General features: G+C 72.7%; 18 protein-coding genes. 6 read left to right on the forward strand and 12 right to left on the reverse strand.

Features of this window, described 5'->3' with window-relative positions:
• Positions 1 to 57: 57 nt before the first annotated feature.
• The 3 genes from FB558_RS31935 to FB558_RS31945 form a co-directional block, all read right to left on the reverse strand.
• Positions 58 to 270 carry a hypothetical protein gene (locus tag FB558_RS31935; RefSeq protein ID WP_142059950.1) on the reverse strand — a complete coding sequence of 71 codons (213 nt, stop codon included), beginning with the start codon at positions 268 to 270 and terminating at the stop codon, positions 58 to 60.
• Positions 271 to 307: 37 nt separating this feature from the next.
• Positions 308 to 1,489 (reverse strand): L,D-transpeptidase, encoded by a 1,182-nt coding sequence (locus tag FB558_RS31940; RefSeq protein ID WP_246106902.1) that lies wholly within the window; start codon positions 1,487 to 1,489, stop codon positions 308 to 310.
• A 97-nt stretch (positions 1,490 to 1,586) separates the two neighbouring features.
• Entirely contained in the window at positions 1,587 to 2,636 is a 1,050-nt protein-coding gene (locus FB558_RS31945; RefSeq protein ID WP_246106903.1) for a UDP-N-acetylmuramate dehydrogenase, read from the reverse strand.
• Between the two features lie 67 nt (positions 2,637 to 2,703).
• Here FB558_RS31945 and FB558_RS31950 point away from each other — a divergent pair, with 67 nt between their 5' ends.
• The 3 genes from FB558_RS31950 (at position 2,704) to FB558_RS31960 (ending at position 5,740) form a co-directional block, all read left to right on the forward strand.
• Positions 2,704 to 3,210 (forward strand): DUF2505 domain-containing protein, encoded by a 507-nt coding sequence (locus tag FB558_RS31950; RefSeq protein ID WP_142059954.1) that lies wholly within the window; start codon positions 2,704 to 2,706, stop codon positions 3,208 to 3,210.
• Positions 3,211 to 3,214: 4 nt separating this feature from the next.
• A complete protein-coding gene (purU, locus tag FB558_RS31955; RefSeq protein ID WP_142059956.1) occupies positions 3,215 to 4,114 on the forward strand; it encodes a formyltetrahydrofolate deformylase in 900 nt (299 codons plus the stop codon).
• Between the two features lie 105 nt (positions 4,115 to 4,219).
• Positions 4,220 to 5,740, forward strand: a complete 1,521-nt coding sequence (locus tag FB558_RS31960; protein WP_142059958.1) for an NCS1 family nucleobase:cation symporter-1 — start codon at positions 4,220 to 4,222, stop codon at positions 5,738 to 5,740.
• A gap of 59 nt (positions 5,741 to 5,799) precedes the next feature.
• Here FB558_RS31960 and lon read toward each other — a convergent pair whose 3' ends face one another.
• A complete protein-coding gene (gene lon, locus FB558_RS31965; RefSeq protein ID WP_142059960.1) occupies positions 5,800 to 8,106 on the reverse strand; it encodes an endopeptidase La in 2,307 nt (768 codons plus the stop codon).
• Between the two features lie 149 nt (positions 8,107 to 8,255).
• Positions 8,256 to 10,328 carry a HelD family protein gene (locus tag FB558_RS31970; protein ID WP_246106904.1) on the reverse strand — a complete coding sequence of 691 codons (2,073 nt, stop codon included), beginning with the start codon at positions 10,326 to 10,328 and terminating at the stop codon, positions 8,256 to 8,258.
• A 54-nt stretch (positions 10,329 to 10,382) separates the two neighbouring features.
• Between FB558_RS31970 and FB558_RS31975 the strand changes: the two genes are divergently transcribed.
• The gene (locus FB558_RS31975; protein ID WP_211366999.1) at positions 10,383 to 11,048 is read left to right on the forward strand and encodes a TetR/AcrR family transcriptional regulator; all 666 of its coding nucleotides are present in this window, start codon (positions 10,383 to 10,385) and stop codon (positions 11,046 to 11,048) included.
• Positions 11,049 to 11,129: 81 nt separating this feature from the next.
• Here FB558_RS31975 and FB558_RS31980 read toward each other — a convergent pair whose 3' ends face one another.
• The 6 genes from FB558_RS31980 to FB558_RS32005 all read right to left on the reverse strand — a co-directional run bounded on the left by FB558_RS31980 (position 11,130) and on the right by FB558_RS32005 (position 15,765).
• A complete protein-coding gene (locus FB558_RS31980; RefSeq protein WP_142059963.1) occupies positions 11,130 to 11,681 on the reverse strand; it encodes a YbaK/EbsC family protein in 552 nt (183 codons plus the stop codon).
• Positions 11,678 to 11,989, reverse strand: coding sequence for a DUF2516 family protein (locus FB558_RS31985; protein WP_425468112.1), 312 nt, complete (start codon positions 11,987 to 11,989; stop codon positions 11,678 to 11,680). The genes FB558_RS31980 and FB558_RS31985 overlap by 4 nt, the downstream gene beginning before the upstream one ends.
• A 153-nt stretch (positions 11,990 to 12,142) precedes the next feature.
• Positions 12,143 to 12,901: a hypothetical protein gene (locus FB558_RS31990; RefSeq protein ID WP_142059967.1), complete on the reverse strand. Its 759-nt coding sequence runs from the start codon at positions 12,899 to 12,901 to the stop codon at positions 12,143 to 12,145.
• A gap of 5 nt (positions 12,902 to 12,906) precedes the next feature.
• Positions 12,907 to 13,320, reverse strand: a complete 414-nt coding sequence (locus FB558_RS31995; RefSeq protein ID WP_211367028.1) for a helix-turn-helix domain-containing protein — start codon at positions 13,318 to 13,320, stop codon at positions 12,907 to 12,909.
• 180 nt (positions 13,321 to 13,500) lie between these two features.
• Positions 13,501 to 14,748, reverse strand: a complete 1,248-nt coding sequence (locus tag FB558_RS32000; protein ID WP_211367029.1) for a DUF445 domain-containing protein — start codon at positions 14,746 to 14,748, stop codon at positions 13,501 to 13,503.
• A 498-nt stretch (positions 14,749 to 15,246) separates the two neighbouring features.
• A complete protein-coding gene (locus FB558_RS32005; RefSeq protein ID WP_142059971.1) occupies positions 15,247 to 15,765 on the reverse strand; it encodes a bifunctional DNA primase/polymerase in 519 nt (172 codons plus the stop codon).
• A 189-nt stretch (positions 15,766 to 15,954) separates the two neighbouring features.
• Here FB558_RS32005 and FB558_RS32010 point away from each other — a divergent pair, with 189 nt between their 5' ends.
• Positions 15,955 to 16,854, forward strand: a complete 900-nt coding sequence (locus FB558_RS32010; RefSeq protein ID WP_142059973.1) for an NAD-dependent epimerase/dehydratase family protein — start codon at positions 15,955 to 15,957, stop codon at positions 16,852 to 16,854.
• Between the two features lie 19 nt (positions 16,855 to 16,873).
• Here the strand turns inward: FB558_RS32010 and FB558_RS32015 are convergent, their stop codons facing one another.
• Positions 16,874 to 17,077: a cold-shock protein gene (locus tag FB558_RS32015; RefSeq protein ID WP_142059975.1), complete on the reverse strand. Its 204-nt coding sequence runs from the start codon at positions 17,075 to 17,077 to the stop codon at positions 16,874 to 16,876.
• A gap of 310 nt (positions 17,078 to 17,387) precedes the next feature.
• Between FB558_RS32015 and FB558_RS32020 the strand changes: the two genes are divergently transcribed.
• Positions 17,388 to 18,317 (forward strand): acyl-CoA desaturase, encoded by a 930-nt coding sequence (locus FB558_RS32020; protein ID WP_142059977.1) that lies wholly within the window; start codon positions 17,388 to 17,390, stop codon positions 18,315 to 18,317.
• Positions 18,318 to 18,376: the final 59 nt, after the last annotated feature.

Raw genomic sequence — 18,376 nt, forward strand, 5'->3', positions numbered from 1 at the left:
CTGCTGTTCTCCGGGCCTGGAAACAGCAGGAAGGCTCCAAGGTGCGGGTGGAGGCGGTCAGGGGCCGGCCGTCTCCTCGGTCGAACGGTTCTCGCGGGCCGCGTCGGCCGGACGCGGGCCGGTGGCCGCCTCGTCCACCCGTTCCTCGGAGTCGTGCAGGATCTCCGCGGCCTCGGCGCGGCGGTCCTCGCCGCCGTCGGCCACGCGCTCCTCCTCCGGGAGCGGCACAGCGCGGCTCGCGACCTGGTCGCTCAGCTCGTCGGGATGCATGCCCGCGCGTACCCGGGGCCGCCGGGCCCCAACCGGATCAGCTGCTCAGCGCGGACAGGCCCTTCCAGTCCTCCCAGGACAGCGTCCAGTCCCAGATGTCGCCGTCGCGGGGCGACAGCTCGACACCGGTGCCGGTGACCTCGACGGGGTCGCCGTAGAGCGCCGTGTCGTAGTAGGCCTTCGCGTCCTCCGGGGAGAGGTTGATGCAGCCGTGGCTGACGTTCGACGAGCCCTGCACCGACACCGTCGCGGGCTGGGCGTGGAGGAACTCGCCGTTGTTGCTGATCCGGACCGCCCACTTCATCATCACGTCGTAGTCGAAGGTCTCGCTCACCATCCGCCGGTCGGCGAACTTCTCGGTGACGACGTGGACGCCGGTGCGGGTGTTGCGCCGCGGGTCCGAGTCGAGCCCGAAGCTCGCCGGGAAGTCGAACACCTGCCGGCCGTCCCGGATGACGACCACGCGGTGGCTGGCGGCGTCGGCCTTCACGATCTGCGAGCGACCGATCTCGAACGTGCTCGTGACGTCGGCGGCGCCGTAGGCCCCGCCGCCGTAGGGCACGCCGAACAGGTCGGCGGTGACGGTGACCTGCGTGCCGGCGGGCCAGTACTCGCGCGGGCGCCAGTCCACCCGGGAGCCGCCGCCCTCGTCGGGCAGCCAGCCCCACGCCCCCTCGACCGGCACGGACGTCTGGACCGACAGCGCCCGCTCGACCGCGGCCCGGTCCTCGACGTGCTCGTCGAACTGGATCCGGATGGGCGCAGCGACACCGACCGTGCGGCCGTCACCGATGTTGATGACGCCCCGCACGACCGACTCGGGCGAGAGCGTGGTGAACGAGCCCTGCACCGGCACCACGACGCCGTCCTCGCCGGTGGCGCTGCCGCTCCAGGTGTAGGTGGTGCCGTACTGCAGCTCCTCGGTGCTGCTCCAGGAGGTGCGCTCGGCATCGGGTTCACCCGCCACCTCGGAGCCGTCGGGCCCGGTCAGCGTGACGGTGTCGAGGGTGCCGTCGGTGACGCTGACGGTGGCGGACTGCCGGGGGTCGATGCCGGTGGCGTCGGCCCCGGGCGCGTACGCGAGGGCGGCCGGTGGTTCGAGCACCGCGGGCATCGTCGGTGCCTGCACACCGCCCGAGAGGCCTGCGGCGGCGATGGTGGCCACCCCGAGCGCGCCGCACAGCACGATGGCAAGTGCGAGCAGGATCCGTCGCAACACTCGCGTCCCCCTAGCAAGAACTCCCCACAGCTGAAGACGCACGAAGAGCGCCGCGGGTTGTCCTGCTGTGGGCCCTCGCCCCCAGGTTACGCGGCCGTCACTCCCCGCACCCGACCAATACGGGTTCCGGGAGCAGCGTCACTCCCCACCGCGCGCGGACGCCCTCGCGCACCTCGCGCGCCAGTGCCAGCAGGTCGGCGGTGGTGCCCTCCCCGCGGTTGGTGAGGGCGAGGACGTGCTTGCCCGACAGCGCCACCCGCCCGCCGGGGCCGGGGTGGCCGCGGCGGAAGCCCGCCTGCTCGATCAGCCACGCCGCGGGCACCTTGACCATCCCCGGCCCGGCGGGCCAGCGCGGGGCACCGACGGGGGCCTCGCCCTCGGGCAGGACCGGGTTGGTGAAGAACGAGCCCGCGCTCCACGTGTCGTGGTCGGCGGCGTCGAGCACCATCCCCTTGCCCCCGCGCAGGCCGAGCACGGCCTCGCGGGCCGCCGCGGCGGGCACCTGCGCCCCGGGTTCCACGCCCAGCACCCGCGCGAGCTCCGGGTAGCGCACGGGCGCGCTCGCCCCGGTGCCGGGCAGCGCGAACCGCACCCGCAGCACCACCGCGTCGTCGCGGCCCTTCAACACGCTGGTGCGGTAGCCGAGGCCGAGCTCGGCGGCGGGCACCCCCGGCCGCACCACGCCGGTCCTGCGGTCGTAGAGGTCGACGTCGACCAGCAGGTCGGCGACCTCCACCCCGTAGGCCCCGACGTTCTGCACGGGCGTGGCGCCGGTGCGCCCGGGGATGCCGGACAGGCACTCCAGCCCGCCCAGCCCCTCGGCGACGCAGGCCGCGACGACCCCGTCCCAGTCCGCCCCGGCCTCCACGGTGAGCAGCACCGAGCCGTCCGGGCGGCGGTGGACCTCGTACCCGCTGTTCGCGACGTGCACGACCGTGCCCGGCCAGCCGTCGTCGGCGATCACGACGTTGGAGCCGCCGCCGAGCACCAGAAGGGGCTCACCGGAGGCGTCGGCCGCGCGCACCGCCTCGACGACGGCGTCGGCGCTCGTGGCCTCGACGAGGCGCCGCGCGGGTCCGCCGAGCCGCAGCGTCGTCAGCGGGGCGAGCCGCTGCGTCGGCAGGGGCAGGACGTCGGGTACCGGCACGGTGGCCAACGGTATGGCACCGCGCGGTCGCCCGGTCGGGGGCCCGGGCCGGGGGTAGCCTCCGCGCATGTCCCGGCAGATCGACTACAGCTCCACGTCGCAGTACCCGGCCGACGAGGTGTACGCCACGATGGTGGACCCCGACTACCTGCGTTCACGGCTGAAGCGCATCGGCGGACCCGGCGCCGACCTGCTCGAGCACACGGCCGACACGGAGGGGGCGCGCTACCGCCTCCGGCACGGCCTCGACGCGAAGGACCTGCCGCCCGCGGTGCGCGGCGTGCTGCCCGGCGACATCACGATCGAGCGCACCGAGCGCTGGACCCGCCAGGAGAGCGGGCGCTACCTGGGCGACGTGCAGGTGGCGATCCCCGGCACGCCCGCCTCGGCGGCGGGCGGGATGCGGCTGCACGACACCGCGGACGGCGGCAGCGAGCTGCAGGTCCGCGCGGACGTCACCGTCCAGGTGCCGCTGCTCGGCGGCAAGATCGAGGGCGTCGTGGCCGAGCAGGTGCGCAAGCTGCTGACCGCGGAGTCGGCGTTCACGCAGCAGTGGCTGGCCGGAGGCCGCTGAGCCGATGGACCCGACCGCGGATCATCGTTACGTCATCACGCTGAGCTGCCCGGACACCACGGGGATCGTCGCCCGCATCGCGACCTTCCTGGCCGACGCGGGCGGGTGGATCGTCGAGGCCGGCTACCACTCCGACCCGCACACCGGCTGGTTCTTCACCCGCCAGGTGGTGCGGGCCGACTCGCTCCCGTTCGACGCCGACGAGCTGCGCGCGCGGTTCGCCGACGTCGCGGCCGAGCTCGGTGGCGACGCGAGCTGGACCGTCACCGACAGCCTGCGGCCCAAGACGGCCGTGCTGCTGGTGAGCACCGAACCGCACTGCCTGCACGACCTGCTCGGCCGCGTCGCCGCCGGGGAGCTCCCGGTGCGGCTGGCCGCGGTGATCGGCAACCACGAGCCCCTCGGCGGGATCGTGCGCGCGCACGGCGTGCCGTTCCACCACGTGCCGTTCCCGCCGCCGGGCGACGACCCGGACGCCCGCGCCGCCGCCAAGGAACGCGCCTTCGCGCAGGTGCGCGACATGGTCGGCGAGCACGCCCCGGACGCCGTGGTCCTCGCCCGGTTCATGCAGATCCTGCCGCCGCAGCTGTGCCGGGAGTGGGCGGGGCGCGCGATCAACATCCACCACAGCTTCCTGCCGTCGTTCGTCGGCGCGCGCCCCTACCACCAGGCGTACGCGCGCGGGGTCAAGCTGATCGGCGCCACCTGCCACTACGTGACGCCCGAGCTCGACGCCGGCCCGATCATCGAGCAGGACGTGATCCGCGTGGACCACGGCGACACCGCCGCCGACATGGTCCGCCGCGGCCGCGACATCGAACGCCTGGTGCTCGCCCGCGGGCTGCGCTGGCACCTGGAGGACCGGGTGCTCGTCCACGGCAATAAGACGATCGTGTTTCGCTAGCTCGCGGCGCTGAGCAGAAGCATTGCCAGGCCTCGCGCCGAACAATAGGTTCCGGCGCACAGCCTGCCGGCTCCGAGCCGGCCACCGCGGCCGTGGAGGAGCTCCATGACGACCGTCAGCCCGCGTACGCAGGAGACCGACCACCTCGGCCGCGTCGACCTCACCGACCGGTCGGCGGTGGGGCCGAACAGCTTCGTGAACGAGGAGCTGCTGCCCACGCCCCTGCCGAAGCGCTCGTGGACGACGTACAACTACGCGGCGCTGTGGATGGGGATGGCGCACAACATCCCCAGCTACCTGCTCGCGTCCGGGTTGATCGCACTGGGCATGAACTGGTTGCAGGCCTTCCTGACGATCACCCTGGCGAACCTGATCGTGCTGGTACCGCTGCTGCTCAACAGCCATGCCGGCACCAAGTACGGGATCCCGTTCCCGGTGTTCGCCCGCGCCTTCTACGGCCTGCGGGGGGCGAACCTCCCGGCCCTGCTCCGGGCGTTCATCGGCTGCGGCTGGTTCGGCATCCAGACCTGGGTGGGCGGGCAGGCGATCTACGTGGTCGTCGGCGAGCTCATCGGACCCGCGTGGACCGAGGCCGCCGCGTTCGGCGGGTACCCGTGGACGGCCTGGCTGTCGTTCGCGGTGTTCTGGCTGCTGCAGATGGCCATCATCTGGCGCGGCATCGAGGCGCTGCGCCGGTTCGAGAACTGGGCGGCGCCGCTGGTCACGGTGGCGTTCCTGGCGCTGATGATCTGGATCGTCGTCGAGGTCGGCGGGTTCGGGCCGATCTTCGCCCAGCCCTCGGAGCTGGGCTGGGGCGCCGAGTTCTGGCCGGTCTTCTGGCCGTCGCTGATGGGCATGATCGCGTTCTGGGCGACCCTGTCGCTGAACATGCCCGACTTCACCCGGTTCGCCCGCAACCAGCGCACCCAGGTGCTCGGTCAGGTGTACGGGCTGCCGACCACCATGTCGTTCATCTCGATGGTCTCGATCGTCGTCACGTCCGGGACGATCGTGATCTACGGCGAGGCGATCTGGGACCCGGTGGAGGTCGCGAGCCGCTTCTCCAGCCCGGTCGTGGTCGTGATCGGTCTCGTCATGGCCGTGCTCGCCACGATCTCGGCGAACGTCGCCGCCAACGTCGTGAGCCCGTCCTACGACTTCTCCAACGCCCTGCCCCGCCTGCTGAACTTCCGCACGGCAGGCCTGCTCACCGGCGTCATCGGCATCCTCATCCAGCCGTGGCGGCTGGTGTCGGACCCGCAGATCTACATCTTCACGTGGCTCGGGTTCTACGGCGGCGTGCTGGCGTCGGTGGCCGGCGTGCTCGTCGCCGGGTACTGGGTGGTGTCGCGCACGCACCTCGACCTGGCCCAGCTCTACCACCCCGGCGGTCGCTACTGGTTCACGGCCGGCTGGAACTGGCGCGCGGTCGTGGCCACGGCGCTCGGCGCGCTGGGCGCGGTCGGCGGCGCCTACTCGTCCGCGGAGGGCGGCGGCCCGTTCCCGGTCGACGGCCTGATCCCGCTGCTCAAGCCGCTCTACGACTACAGCTGGATGGTCGGGCTGGTGATCGGCTTCGTGGTGTACGCGGCGCTGGCCCTCTCGGCATCGCGGACGAAGGCGTAGCGCAACGAACGGCACTCTCGTCGCTACCTAGCCGACGAAAGTGCCGTTCGTTCAGGGAATCAGGCTGCGGCGGACACCGGGGCCGGCTCCAGCGCCAGTTCCAGCACCTCGCTCACGTCCGCCACGGGGTGCACCCGCAGCTCGCCGCGCACCGACTCCGGCAGGTCGTCGAGGTCGGGCTCGTTGCGCTTCGGGATGATCACGTCGGTGAGGCCGGCGCGGTGGGCGGCCAGCAGCTTCTGCTTGACGCCGCCGATCGGCAGGACCTTGCCCTGCAGCGTGACCTCACCGGTCATGCCCACCGACGACTTCACCGGGCGCCCGCTCGCGAGCGAGGCCAGCGCCGTCGTCATCGTGATGCCGGCGCTCGGTCCGTCCTTCGGCACGGCGCCCGCCGGGACGTGGACGTGCAGCTTGCGCTGCGCCAGGTCACCGGCCTGCCCGCGCGACCGCAGGTAGCTCAACGCGATCGACACCGACTCCTTCATGACGTCGCCGAGCTGTCCGGTCAGGGTCAGCCCCGGCTCGCCCTCCATCGCCGTGGCCTCGATGAACAGCACGTCCCCTCCGGCGCCGGTGACGGCGAGCCCGGTGGCGACGCCCGGCGTCGAGGTGCGCTCGGCCGACTCCGGGGTGAACTTCGGCCGGCCCAGGTAGCCGACCAGCGCGTCGGCGTCGACGTGGACCGGGGCCTGCGTCCCGCTGTCGAGCTGCACGGCGACCTTGCGCAGGACCTTGGCCAGGCCCCGCTCCAGCTGCCGCACCCCGGCCTCGCGGGTGTACTCGGCGGCGATCATCGACAGCGCCACATCGGTGAACTCGACGTCCGACGGCTCCAGCCCGGCCTTCTCGACCTGGCGGGGCAGCAGGTGGTCGCGGGCGATGGCGACCTTCTCCGCCTCGGTGTAGCCGTCGAGCGTCACGATCTCCATCCGGTCCGCGAGCGGGCCCGGGATCGCCTCGAAGACGTTGGCGGTGGCGAGGAACAGCACGTCGGACAGGTCGAGGTCGACCTCGAGGTAGTGGTCGCGGAACGTGTGGTTCTGCGCCGGGTCGAGCACCTCGAGCAGCGCCGCGGTCGGGTCCCCGCGGAAGTCGCTGCCGACCTTGTCGATCTCGTCGAGCAGCACGACCGGGTTCATCGAACCGGCCTCGCGGATCGCGCGGACGATGCGGCCGGGCAGCGCGCCGACGTAGGTGCGCCGGTGGCCGCGGATCTCGGCCTCGTCCCGGACGCCGCCCAGCGCCACGCGCACGAACTTGCGGCCCAGTGCGTGGGCGACCGACTCCCCCAGCGACGTCTTCCCGACGCCGGGCGGGCCGACCAGCGACAGCACCGCGCCGGAGCCGCGGCCGCCGACCTTCTCCTTGCCCTTGCGCTCCCGCCGGGCCCGGACGGCGAGGAACTCGATCAGCCGCTCCTTGACGTCGTCGAGGCCGGCGTGGTCGGCGTCGAGCACCGCCCGGGCGGCGACGAGGTCGTCGGCGTCGTCCGTGCGGGTGCTCCACGGGATGTCGAGGACCGTGTCGAGCCAGGTGCGGATCCAGCCCGCCTCCGGGTTCTGGTCAGAGCTGCGCTCGAGCTTGTCGACCTCCTTGAGCGCCGCCTTGCGCACGTGCTGGGGCAGCTCGGCGGCCTCCACCCGGGCGCGGTAGTCGTCGGAGCCCTCGGGCTCGTCCTCGCCCAGCTCCTTGCGGATCGCGGCGAGCTGCTGGCGCAGCAGGAACTCGCGCTGGGTCTTCTCCATGCCCTCGCGGACGTCGCTGGCGATCTTCTCGGAGACCTCCTGCTCGGCGACGTGCGCCTTCGTCCACTCGAGCAGCAGCTCCAGCCGCGCCGTCACGTCGGTCTCGGCGAGCAGCCGGGCCTTGTGCTCGAGGTCGAGGTAGGAGGCCCAGCCCGCGGTGTCGGCGAGCTGGCCGGGGTCGCTGATCTGCTGCACCGAGTCGACGACCTGCCAGGCGCCCCGTTGCTGCAGGATCCCGATGACGAGGGCCTTGTACTCCTTGGCGAGCTCGGTGGTCCGGCCGGTGACCGGCCCGTCCTCCACCGGGGTGGCCTCCACCCACAGCGCCGCGCCGGGACCGGTGACCCCGGACCCGATCTGCGCGCGGCCCTCGCCGCGCACGACGGCCGCCTTCTCCCCGCTGGGGAGCCTGCCGACCTGCTCGAGGACGGCGACGGTGCCCACGGCCGCGTACTTCCCGTCGAGGCGGGGCACGACGAGCACCTGGCGGTCGACGCTGTTGGCCGCGTCGACCGCTGCCTGGATCTCCGGCTGGTCAAGCCGGACCGGAACCACCATGCCGGGCAGCACCACCGAGTCGGCGAGCGGAAGCACCGGCAGCTTCAGCGTCTCTGTCATGCTTTGCCCAACGCTTACACCGTTGGCGTCATTCCAGCGTTCAAGTAAGTCCGCTGGGAGCGAACGCAGGAACCTTGAGCGCATGGCGCTCACACACCGATCGTGGCGCGGGCACAACGACGGCGGCGCGTGAGCCGGCGCGCAACGTCTCAGGTTCCCTGAGCCAACGGCGCCGGCAGGCGCTCGGCGTGGATGACGTGCAAGTTGCTGACGGCTCGGGTGAGGGCGACGTAGAGGCGTTGGAGGCCGCGGTGCTCCGCTGCCGCGATGCGGGCCGGCTCGACGACGATCACCGTGTCGAACTCGAGCCCCTTGGCGAGCGAGACCGGGGTGAGGGCGAGCCGCTCTGCCTGCAGGCCTGTTCCGTCGGCGCCCAGGACGAGGTGCGGGAGCCCGCTGGCAGAGAGGGAACGATGGAGGTCGGGGATGTCGTCGTCGGCGGCGATGAGTCCGACCGATCCTTCGGCGGCCAGCGCGGTGGCACATGTCGTGATGGTTGCCGCGATCATGTCGTCGGGCGTGGTTGCGGTGATGTGGAGGGCGTCGGGGCTGTGGCGGAACGATGCTGGGCCGCGTAGCCCGGGGGCGATGCGGGGCAGGAGCCGCGCGGCGTAGTCGATGATCTGCGCCGGTACGCGGTAGCCCCGGGTCAGTTCCTCGACCTGGCCGTCAGGCCGGTCGAGGTGTGCGAGGACAGCTGTCCAGTCGTGGACGGCGGCAGGGCTGGTGGCCTGTGCCAGGTCGCCGAGAACGGTGCAGGAGCCTGCCGTTCGGCGGGCGATCGCCCGGACGTGCATCGGGCTGAGATCTTGGGCCTCGTCGACCACGATGTGGCCGAGTTTCGCGGGGCGCTCGATCAGCGATGCGGCCTCGTCGACGAGAGCCAGGTCGAGGCTGCTCCAGGTCATTGCTCTCACGCTGCGTGGTCGGGGCATGAGCAGGATCGCGCGTTGCTCGTCCGGGGAGAGGAGTCCGGCTGCGGCACGAGCCAGGTGGGATCGGTTGGTGAGGAGATCGAACACCACGCGTGCCGGATCGACCGCGGGCCACAGCCGACGAACGGCGTGGCGGCCGAGTTGGTGCGAGGTGGTGCCGCTCGCAGCCCCCGAGCGACCCTCCATGATCTGCCCCAGACGCTGAGCGAGCAGCTCCCGACCGGTGCCGTAGTCGATCCCGCGGCTGAGGACGCCGTGGAGTTCTTCCAGGACATCCTCGGCGGGCAGGCGCCAGGTGCGGCGCTGGACCGTGACTTCCAATGGTTCCCGTGGGGACTCGATCCGGGACCACAGGTGGCGTCGGACGACCTCGGCCATCCTGGCGTCGCCCTTGATCAGCGCCGCCCGTGGATCATCGACCCGCTCGACGGAGAGGCCCGATCCGGTGAGCTCGTCGATGGTGGCCTGCGAGACCTCCACCTCACCGAGGGCCGGCAGGACGCTGCGGATGTAGGAGAGGAACGAGCGGTTGGGGCCGATCACGGCAACCCCACCCTGCCTCCGCAGCCGGTCCCGCTCGGAGTAGAGCAGATACGCCAGACGGTGCAGGCCCACCGCGGTCTTGCCCGTGCCAGGCGCACCCTGGATGCACAGCGTGCGCCCCAGCGGAGCACGCACCAGCCTCATCTGTTCCGGTTGGATCGTGGCGGCGATGTCGCGCATCGGCCCCGTGCGGGGCCGCTCGATCTCCGCGGCCAGCAGGCCTTCCCCAGCACCGGACGCGACCTGACGGTCGAGTGGTTCGTCCTCGAAGGCGCTCAGCACACCGTCGTGGTCGAAGCCGTAGCGGCGGCGAACCCGAACCCCCATTCGATCATGCTGACCGGCCTCGTAGAACGCGCGCGCCAGTGGGGCACGCCAGTCGATGACCAAGGACTCGCCGTCGTCGTCGCGGATGCCGAGACGTCCGACGTACACGTGGTCACCGCCCGACCCGGGGACGCCGTCGTGGATCTCGCCCGGTGGGTAGACCAGGCGTCCGAAGAACAACGGCGCGCCGTCGCGGTCCGCCAATCTCTTGATCAACCGCGTGCGGTGTTGACGCAGCGCGTGGTTGGAGTACTTGTCCGCGACGGCATCGCCCTCACCCGCGCCGACAGCCAGCATCGTGCTGACCTCCGCACGCATGCGGGCCAATGTTGCGCGACAGGTGTCCATGTAGTCGCGCTCGGCGCGAATCTCGGGCTCGACAAGGTCCTGGTCGGTCTGGTGCATCGTCGTGCCCACACTGAGAGCATAAGTAGACCGAGTGCAGAAATCAACCGAGGGTAAGGTTGCGCCGTGGACGAGCACCTGGGGCTGCGGGAACGGAAGAAGGCACGCACCCGGAGGGCGATCTCGGAGGCGGCGATCGCGCTGTTCCTCGAGCGCGGCTACGACGACGTCCCGGTGGCCGAGATCGCGGCGGCCGCCGAGGTCTCCAAGCGCACCCTGTTCGCCTACTTCCCGACGAAGGACGACCTCGTCCTGCACCGGTTCGCCGACCACGAGGACGAGGCGGCCCGCGTCGTCCGGGACCGCGCCGCAGGCGAGCCGCCCCTCGACGCGCTCCAGCGACACCTGCACGACGCCCTCGACCGCCACGACCCGATCAGCGGCCTCTGCGACGTCCCCCAGGTCGTGGCGTTCTACCGGCTCGTCTCCGACACCCCCGCCCTGCGGGCGACACTGCTGCGGTACCAGGTCCGCAGCGTGGAGAGCCTCGCCTCAGCCCTGCTCACCGCAGCCCCGCAGGCGCCGCACCCGCAGCTCACCGCACGCCTGGCGGCGAACCAGATCCAGGCCGTCCTGCGCGAGCTCGCCGACGACAACCAGCAGCGCATCGCCGCCGGGACCAACGCCGAGGACCTGGCCCCGGTCGCCCGGGCGGAGGCCGATCACGCGTTCACACTGCTCCGCGCAGGTCTCACGCCGTACGCCACAGAGCCCCGAGCCACTTCACCCTGAGTCACTTCGCGCACCTGGTGCGCACTCCGCACACCGCCCGCCTTGTGCGAAGTGAGGGCTGGGTGTGCGACGTGGGTCGGCTCAGCGGCCCAGGCCCTCCACTACCTCTGCGCCGGGGAGCCTTGCCGCCAGTTCTCCTGGCAGTGCCAGCTTCGAGCCGCGGATCCCGCTGCCGATCACCACGGCGGGTGCGGCCGCGACCGCGGCGTCGACCAGCAGCGGCCAGCCCTCGGGCAGGCCGACCGCGGTGATGCCGCCGTACTCCATCCCGGTGAGGGCGACGGCGTCGTCCATCGGCGCGAAGGAGGCCTTGCGGGCGTCGATGCGCCTGCGAACCAGGCCGTTGACGTCTGCACGGGTGGTGGCGAGCACCAGGCACGCGGCATAGCGGGTGTCGCCGCCGCGGCGGCCGGCCACGACCACGCAGTTGGCCGAGCGCTCCAGCGGCGAGGAGTAGGCGGCGCAGAACTCCGCGGTGTCGGCGAGCCCGGGGTCGATCTCCGCGACACCGACGAGCTCGGCGTCAGCGGGGTCGAGCGCCTTGAGGGCGTGCGCGACGGGCTCGCCCAGCAGGTCGGGCCGATCGAGCGCGGGGACGGCCCGCAGCGTGCCCAGTACCGTCCAGTCGCTCACCAGCGCTGGCCACCGCCCTGCACGCGGACGACGGCCGGCTTGACGTCGACGATGTAGACGAGCACCGCGACGAGCGCGGCCAGCCAGAACAGCGTGCCGCTGCTGCGCGGGCCGCCCTGGAAGACGATGAGCACGAGCAGGCTCGCGCCGGTGATGCCGAGCCAGGCCGGCTTGGTCAGCTTGTCGACGGCGGTGAACGCGTCGGCGCGTTGCATCAGCGCGTGGACGAACGCGTACCCGCCCACGGGGATGGCCAGCAACCAGATTGCCCACAGCACCCAGTCGTCGAGGTCGTACAGCAGGCTCACACGACCAGAGTACGTGCGCGCACGGTGCGCGCACATCCCCGGTGCGGATGAGCGGTCGTTGCCGGCGACGACAGGCGCCGCGAACGAGCCCCGGAACGCACCGCTGCCCCCGGGGCGCGGGAGACCCCGGGGGCAGCGGTGGTGCGCAGCGGATCAGCTGCCGGACGTGCCGTTCGACGCGCCGTTCCGAGGGGCGGGCTTGCTCGCCGCGGCCTTCGGAGCGGCCTTCGGAGCCGTCTTCGGAGCCGTGCGGTTGGCGGCCTTGCGGGTGGTGCTGCGCGTCTCGTGCGCCACCTCCGCCCCGGCCCCGCTGATGCTCTCGGCGGCGTCGGTGCCGGCGTGGGCGACGGTCGTCGACGCGTCGCGGCTCACCTCGGCGACGGTCTCAGCGGTGCGCCCGGTGAAGCGCTGCGTGGCCCGCGCCACCCGCTCGCCCGTGGACCGGGTCTGCGTGGTGACCACGGTGAGGGCCTTCTCCGTGGCGTCGCGCGCGTCGTCGACGAGATCGTCGACGCGGGCGTCGAGCTTCTCGGTGTAGCCCTCGATCCGCGCGAGCGCCTCCTTGACCTGCGGCTGCTTGCGGATGCGGCCCCAGGTCCGCTCGCCCTGCTCGGCGAAGCCCGCGTAGGCGTGCTCGGCCTGGGTGCGCAGGCCGGCGACGGTCTTGCGCAGCTCCTCGCCGTTCAGGTGCTGCGGCAGGTCGGCCACCCGGTGCTGCACGCCCTCGGCCTGCGAGGCCGCACGGGTGCGCGCGGCGGCGACGGCCTTGGAGACGGCGGTGACCGCGAGGTCACCCGCGCCCAGGACGGCGAGCAGCGGGGTGCGCGCGAGCTCGGCGCGCTCGGCGGCGGTCTTCGCCGCGTCGTGGCGGGCCTTGCGGACGTCCGCGGTGGTCGGCAGATCCACAGCCATGGTGATCACTCCTCGTGTGACGACGACTCGTCGGTCGCGGGGACGACGGCGTGGTCGTTCTCCCGTCGGAAGGACTGGTAGATGTCGAGGAGCACCTGCTTCTGGCGCTCCGTCAGCTCCGGGTCGGCGAGCACGGCGTCGGTGACGGCGCTCGCGGGCCTCTCGTCGAGGAACCCGGCCTTCACGTACAGGGCCTCCGCGGAGATCCGCAGACCTTTGGCGATCTGCTGGAGGATCTCGGCGGACGGCTTGCGCAGCCCCCGCTCGATCTGGCTGAGGTAGGGGTTGCTGACTCCGGCGGTGCGGGCGAGCTGACGCAGCGAGACCTGCGCGCCCTCGCGCTGGCTGCGGATGTAGGCGCCGATGTCGTCGACGGCCTGGCCTACGGCCTGACCGGCGTGCCCGACCACCTGGCCCACCTGCTCGACCGCGTGGCCGACCCGCTCGCTCGGGCCGCCGTCGGCGGGTCGCTCCGTCGGCGTCACTCGCACTCACCTCCGTCCGTCCCCGTCGATGGTACGCCGCAGTGCTAGCTGTTGCAAGCACACTGCTTGCGCAGGTAGATGAGCCTGTTCACACCCGAACGGGGTACGAGACCGTCAGGCCCCGAACGCCAGCTGGCCCACGGTGTAGATGACGAGGCCCGCGAGGGAGCCCACGACCGTGCCGTTGATGCGGATGAACTGCAGGTCGCGCCCCACCTGCAGCTCGACCTTGCGGGAGGTCTCCTCGGCGTCCCAGCGCTCGACGGTGTCGGTGATCAGCGTGGTGATCTCGCCGCGGTAGTGCCGCACGACGTAGCCCGCGGCGTCGGCGAGCCAGCCGTCGAGCTTCGCGCGCAGCTCCGGGTCGCCCGTCAGCCGGGCGCCGAACGACACCAGCCCGTCGCGCACCCGCGTGCGCAGGGCGCTCGACGGGTCGGCCGCCGCGTCCAGGATCAGGCCCTTCACCGTGCCCCACGCGCGGCCGATGAACCGCTGCACCTCCGGGTGCCCGACGATCTGGTGCTTGATCCGCTCGGCGCGCTCGATCGTGTCGGGGTCGCGCTGCAGGTCGGCGGCGAACTCGACGAGGAACGTGTCGATCGCCTTGCGCAGTGGGTGCTCCGGGTCGGTCTTCACCGCCCAGGCGAAGTTCTGCACCTCGAGGAAGACGCGGTCGGCGATGAGGTCGTCGACGAAGCGGGGCGACCACGTCGGCGCACGGTCGTGCACGATCCGCAGCACGGTGTCGTGGTTGGCGCTCACCCAGTCGTAGGCGCGGTCGCAGACGAGGTCGACGAGCCGGTGGTGGGCGCCGTCGGCGAGCACGCCCTCCAGAACCGTGCCCAGCGGCGGGCCCACCGGCCGCTCCATGAGCTTGCGGACGAGGACCTGCTCGATGACCTCCTGCACGTCGTCGTCGCGCAGCACGGTGACGACGCCGCGGGCGGCGGTGGCGAGCTCGGCGGTGACGCGGTCGGCGTTGGCCTCCTGCCCGATCCACGAGCCGACGCGGGAGGAGACCTCGACCCGGGCCAGCTTGTCGCGGACCACGTCCTCGGCCAGGAAGTTCTCGCCGACGAAGTCGCCCAGGCTGTCGCCGAGCACGTCCTTCTTCGTCGGGATGATCGCGGTGTGCGGGATCGGCAGCCCGAGCGGCCGCCGGAACAGGGCGGTGACGGCGAACCAGTCGGCGAGCGCGCCGACCATGCCCGCCTCGGCCATCGCGCGGACGTACCCGACCCAGACCGGGCCGTCGTTCACCTCCCACCACCGCGCCAGCAGGAAGATGACGGTGGCGACGAGGAGCAGGCCGGTGGCCAGCATCTTCATCCGGCGCAGATCTCGCGCCCGGGCGGCGTCCATCCGGCCGAGCCCGAGACCGACCTCCACGACCGGCCGCCTGCGCGGGGCCCCTGGTGGCACGGACGGAGGAGTCGCGGGCGGCGACGCGTCCGATCGGGGGGACTGCGAGGTCTGCACGAACCCATAGTGCCCGCCCGCTCGTAGACATGGTGTCCGGAACGTGCGCCGACCGTCTGCCGGGTGGCGGCGGCCGGCCCCCACCGGACCCGGCGCCCGCTGCCGAACGGACCCGCGAGGGCCCTTCCGGTCGGGAGCAGCGCCTCCCGGGGACGTGATGCCCCCACGGCACCGGGAGGCGCTCGGCTCCCGTCGCGTCGCGAATGGGTCTGGCCGGGGTCGATGGTTCTCCACCGACCCCGGCCACGTTCGTGGTGCGGCTGCGCGGCGAGGGAGGAGTGCCCCCTCGGGCGCCGCACCACCGGCGCTCCCGGTGCCCTCCGGCGCGGCGCGACGAGCCGCGTCAGCGAAAGGGTGGAACCGGGTCGCCGGTTGCGCGGTCTAGGACCGCGTTCCGAGCACCAGAGCACCGGCGGGCCGCTGGGCGCCCGGGTGCGGTGTCCGGTCGGAGTGCCACCGCACGGCGTCGGCGGCAGCATCGAGGATCAGGTCGGCCGCGGGCACGCGGTAGCCGACGAGGCCGGGAGCGACCCGCCAGTGCACCCAGCCGTCGGGCACCTCCGACGGCGGGGCGAGCACGGTGGCGCCCGCGGTGTGCAGGACGACGCCGTCGAGCGCGTGCAGCTCGGCGGGCAGCGTCGCGCCCGGCGTGACGGGGAACCACCAGGCGCCGGTGGGCGTGGCGGCGATCGGCACGACCGAACCGGTGTCGCGCAGGTGGGCGCAGACCTGGCGCCCGACCGCCGCAGGCACCTCGACGACGTCCAGGGCGCCACCGGTGACCAGCAGGAGCGTCGTGGGTGACGCCGCGACGACCGGCCAGCCGTGGTCGTCGAACTCGCGCGCAGCCGCGCGCAGCTCCGCGCCGTAGACCGCGCGGTAGCTGTTCCAGCCCGACATCTGTTGACCTCCGTGCCGATCGTCCGGTGTTGCTCTGGGGGTGGCTCTGCGTCTTTCCGCTGTGAGCCTCAACACCGAGCATGCTCCTCCGGGAACGGGTCGTGGAGCCCGTAGCGACGACCGACCCGGGCGCCGAGACGAGCGGGCCGCACCCTGCGGGAGCGCTCCTTCACCCGCGGTGAACGGCAGGTGACCGGTTGGCGGTCGGGGATCGACGGCCGTCCCGGGGCGGCGTCCTCCGGCGCGGGCACCGGTCGTCGTCGACCAGCGGCTGCGACGATGGCCGGCGTGCTGCTGGTCACCGGAGCCACGGGCTACCTCGGGAGCGTCCTCGTCGGTCGTGCCGTCCGCGGCGGCCACGACGTGCGAGCGCTGGTGCGCGACCCGCGCAAGGCGCAGGCCCTCCTCCCGGCCGGCGTCGACGTGGTGGTGGGTGACCTCGGCGATCCCGCCTCGCTCCTGCGCGCCGCGGGAGGGTGCGACGGCGTGTTCCACGTCGCGGGCACGGTGGGGGGTTCCGCCGAGGAGACGCGGCGCGCGAACGTCGACGGTACGGCCGCCGTGCTCGCCGCGGCCCGCGCGGCGGGTGTGGCGCGCTTCGTCTGCACCAGCAGCAGCGCCGCCGTGATCGACGCCGACGGCCTGGTGTCCGAACGCCCGGCCGGGCCGCCCGCACTCCGCGACGCGTACTCGCTCGCGAAGGCCGAGGCCGAGGAACTGGTGCTCGCGGCGGCCGCCGACGGCATGGGTGCGGTGGTCGTCAACCCGGTGAGCATCTACGGCCCGAGCCCCGCGGGCCCACTGTCCTACAACGGCCTCTTGCTGGCGGCCGCGCGCGGGGCCGTGCCCGCCGTGGTCGACGCTCGGGTGGGGTGGGTGCTCGCCGAGGACGCGGCCGCCGGGCACCTGCTCGCGCTCGAACGCGGCGAGCCGGGGCGGCGCTACGTGCTGTGCGGGGAGGTGGCGTCGTTCGGCATCGACGAGGGCCTCGCCCGGACCGCCGCCTGGCTCCGCTACTGGACACCGCAGGGGTCAACGGGGCCGGACGCACCGGTGCCGGCGACCCGCAGGGGATCGCCGGCACCGTGACGTGCTGGGTGGGGCTGGCTCAGATGGGGCGGACCGTGTCGGCCTGCGGACCCTTGGCGCCCTGGCTCGCCTCGAACGAGACCCGCTGGTTCTCCTCGAGGGTGCGGAAGCCGTCCGACTGGATGGCCGAGTAGTGGACGAAGACGTCCGGACCGTTGTCGTCGGTGGCGATGAAGCCGAAGCCCTTCTCGGCGTTGAACCACTTGACGGTGCCCTGCGGCATACCTGTTCTCCATACGTGTAGCGGGCCCTGCCGACTGTGTGCCGACCGGGGGCTGCACGGGACCGCCGCCGGACGCGAAGAGGATGCCCTCGAGCGCCTGCGAAGCCCACCGTCACTCTCCACGGACGCTTCACAACGATCGAGGAAGACACGACTGCAACCGCGCGCGAACCTATCACGACAGCACTGGTCCGAAAGTACGAATCGCCGGTCCGGGGCGCCGCCGGCCCGTCCGCAACCACCCGTCGTTGCCGTACCGTTATCCGCGCTCGCGGGTGCGGACCGCCCGCGCTCGTCGACGAGGAGCCCCATGACCGCTGCCGCCACGCACCGGCCCGACGCCGCACCGCTCACCGACGGGCGCAAGAGCGCCACCGAGCAGGCGCTGGTCATCGCCTTCATGGTCGTCCCCCTGCTCGCGCTCGCGGCCGCGGTGCCGCTGGCCTGGGGTTGGGGCCTGTCGTGGCTCGACGTCGTCCTGGCCGTGACCTTCTACTTCCTCACCGGGCTCGGCGTCACGGTCGGCTTCCACCGCTACTTCACGCACGGCTCCTTCAAGGCGAAGCGGCCGCTGCGGATCGCGCTCGCGGTGATCGGCAGCACCGCGTTCCAGGGCACCGTGATCGGGTGGGTCGCCGACCACCGCCGCCACCACGCCTTCTCCGACAAGGAGGGCGACCCGCACTCGCCGTGGCTGTTCGGCACCGGGCCCCGGGCGATGATCCGCGGCTTCTGGCACTCCCACATGGGCTGGATCCTCGACCGCGACCGCACCAACGCCCACCGCTTCGCCCCCGACCTGCTCGCCGACCGCGACATCGTCGCCGTCGACCGGCTGTTCGTCCCGCTGACGCTCGCCAGCCTCGCCGTGCCCGCCCTGATCGGCGGGCTCGTGTCGGGCACCTGGTGGGGCGCGCTCACCGCGCTGTTCTGGGCCGGGCTGGTGCGTGTCGCCGTGCTCCACCACGTCACGTGGTCGATCAACTCGATCTGCCACATGGTGGGCGACCGCCCGTTCGCCGCCCGCGACCGCTCGGCCAACGTCTGGTGGCTGGCGGTGCTGTCCTTCGGCGAGTCCTGGCACAACCTGCACCACGCCGACCCGACGTGCGCGCGGCACGGGGTGCAGCGCGGCCAGGTGGACATCTCGGCCCGCGTCATCTGGGCCTTCGAGCGGCTCGGCTGGGCGCACTCGGTGCGGTGGCCCACCACCCGTCGGCTGCAGAAGCTCACCCGCTGACCCTGCGTCACCACCGTGCGCGATCCCGTGCACGCCGAGTGACACCTGACCGGCGGCGG

The sequence above is a fragment of the Pseudonocardia kunmingensis genome (assembly GCF_006716445.1).
GTDB lineage: Bacteria > Actinomycetota > Actinomycetes > Mycobacteriales > Pseudonocardiaceae > Pseudonocardia > Pseudonocardia kunmingensis.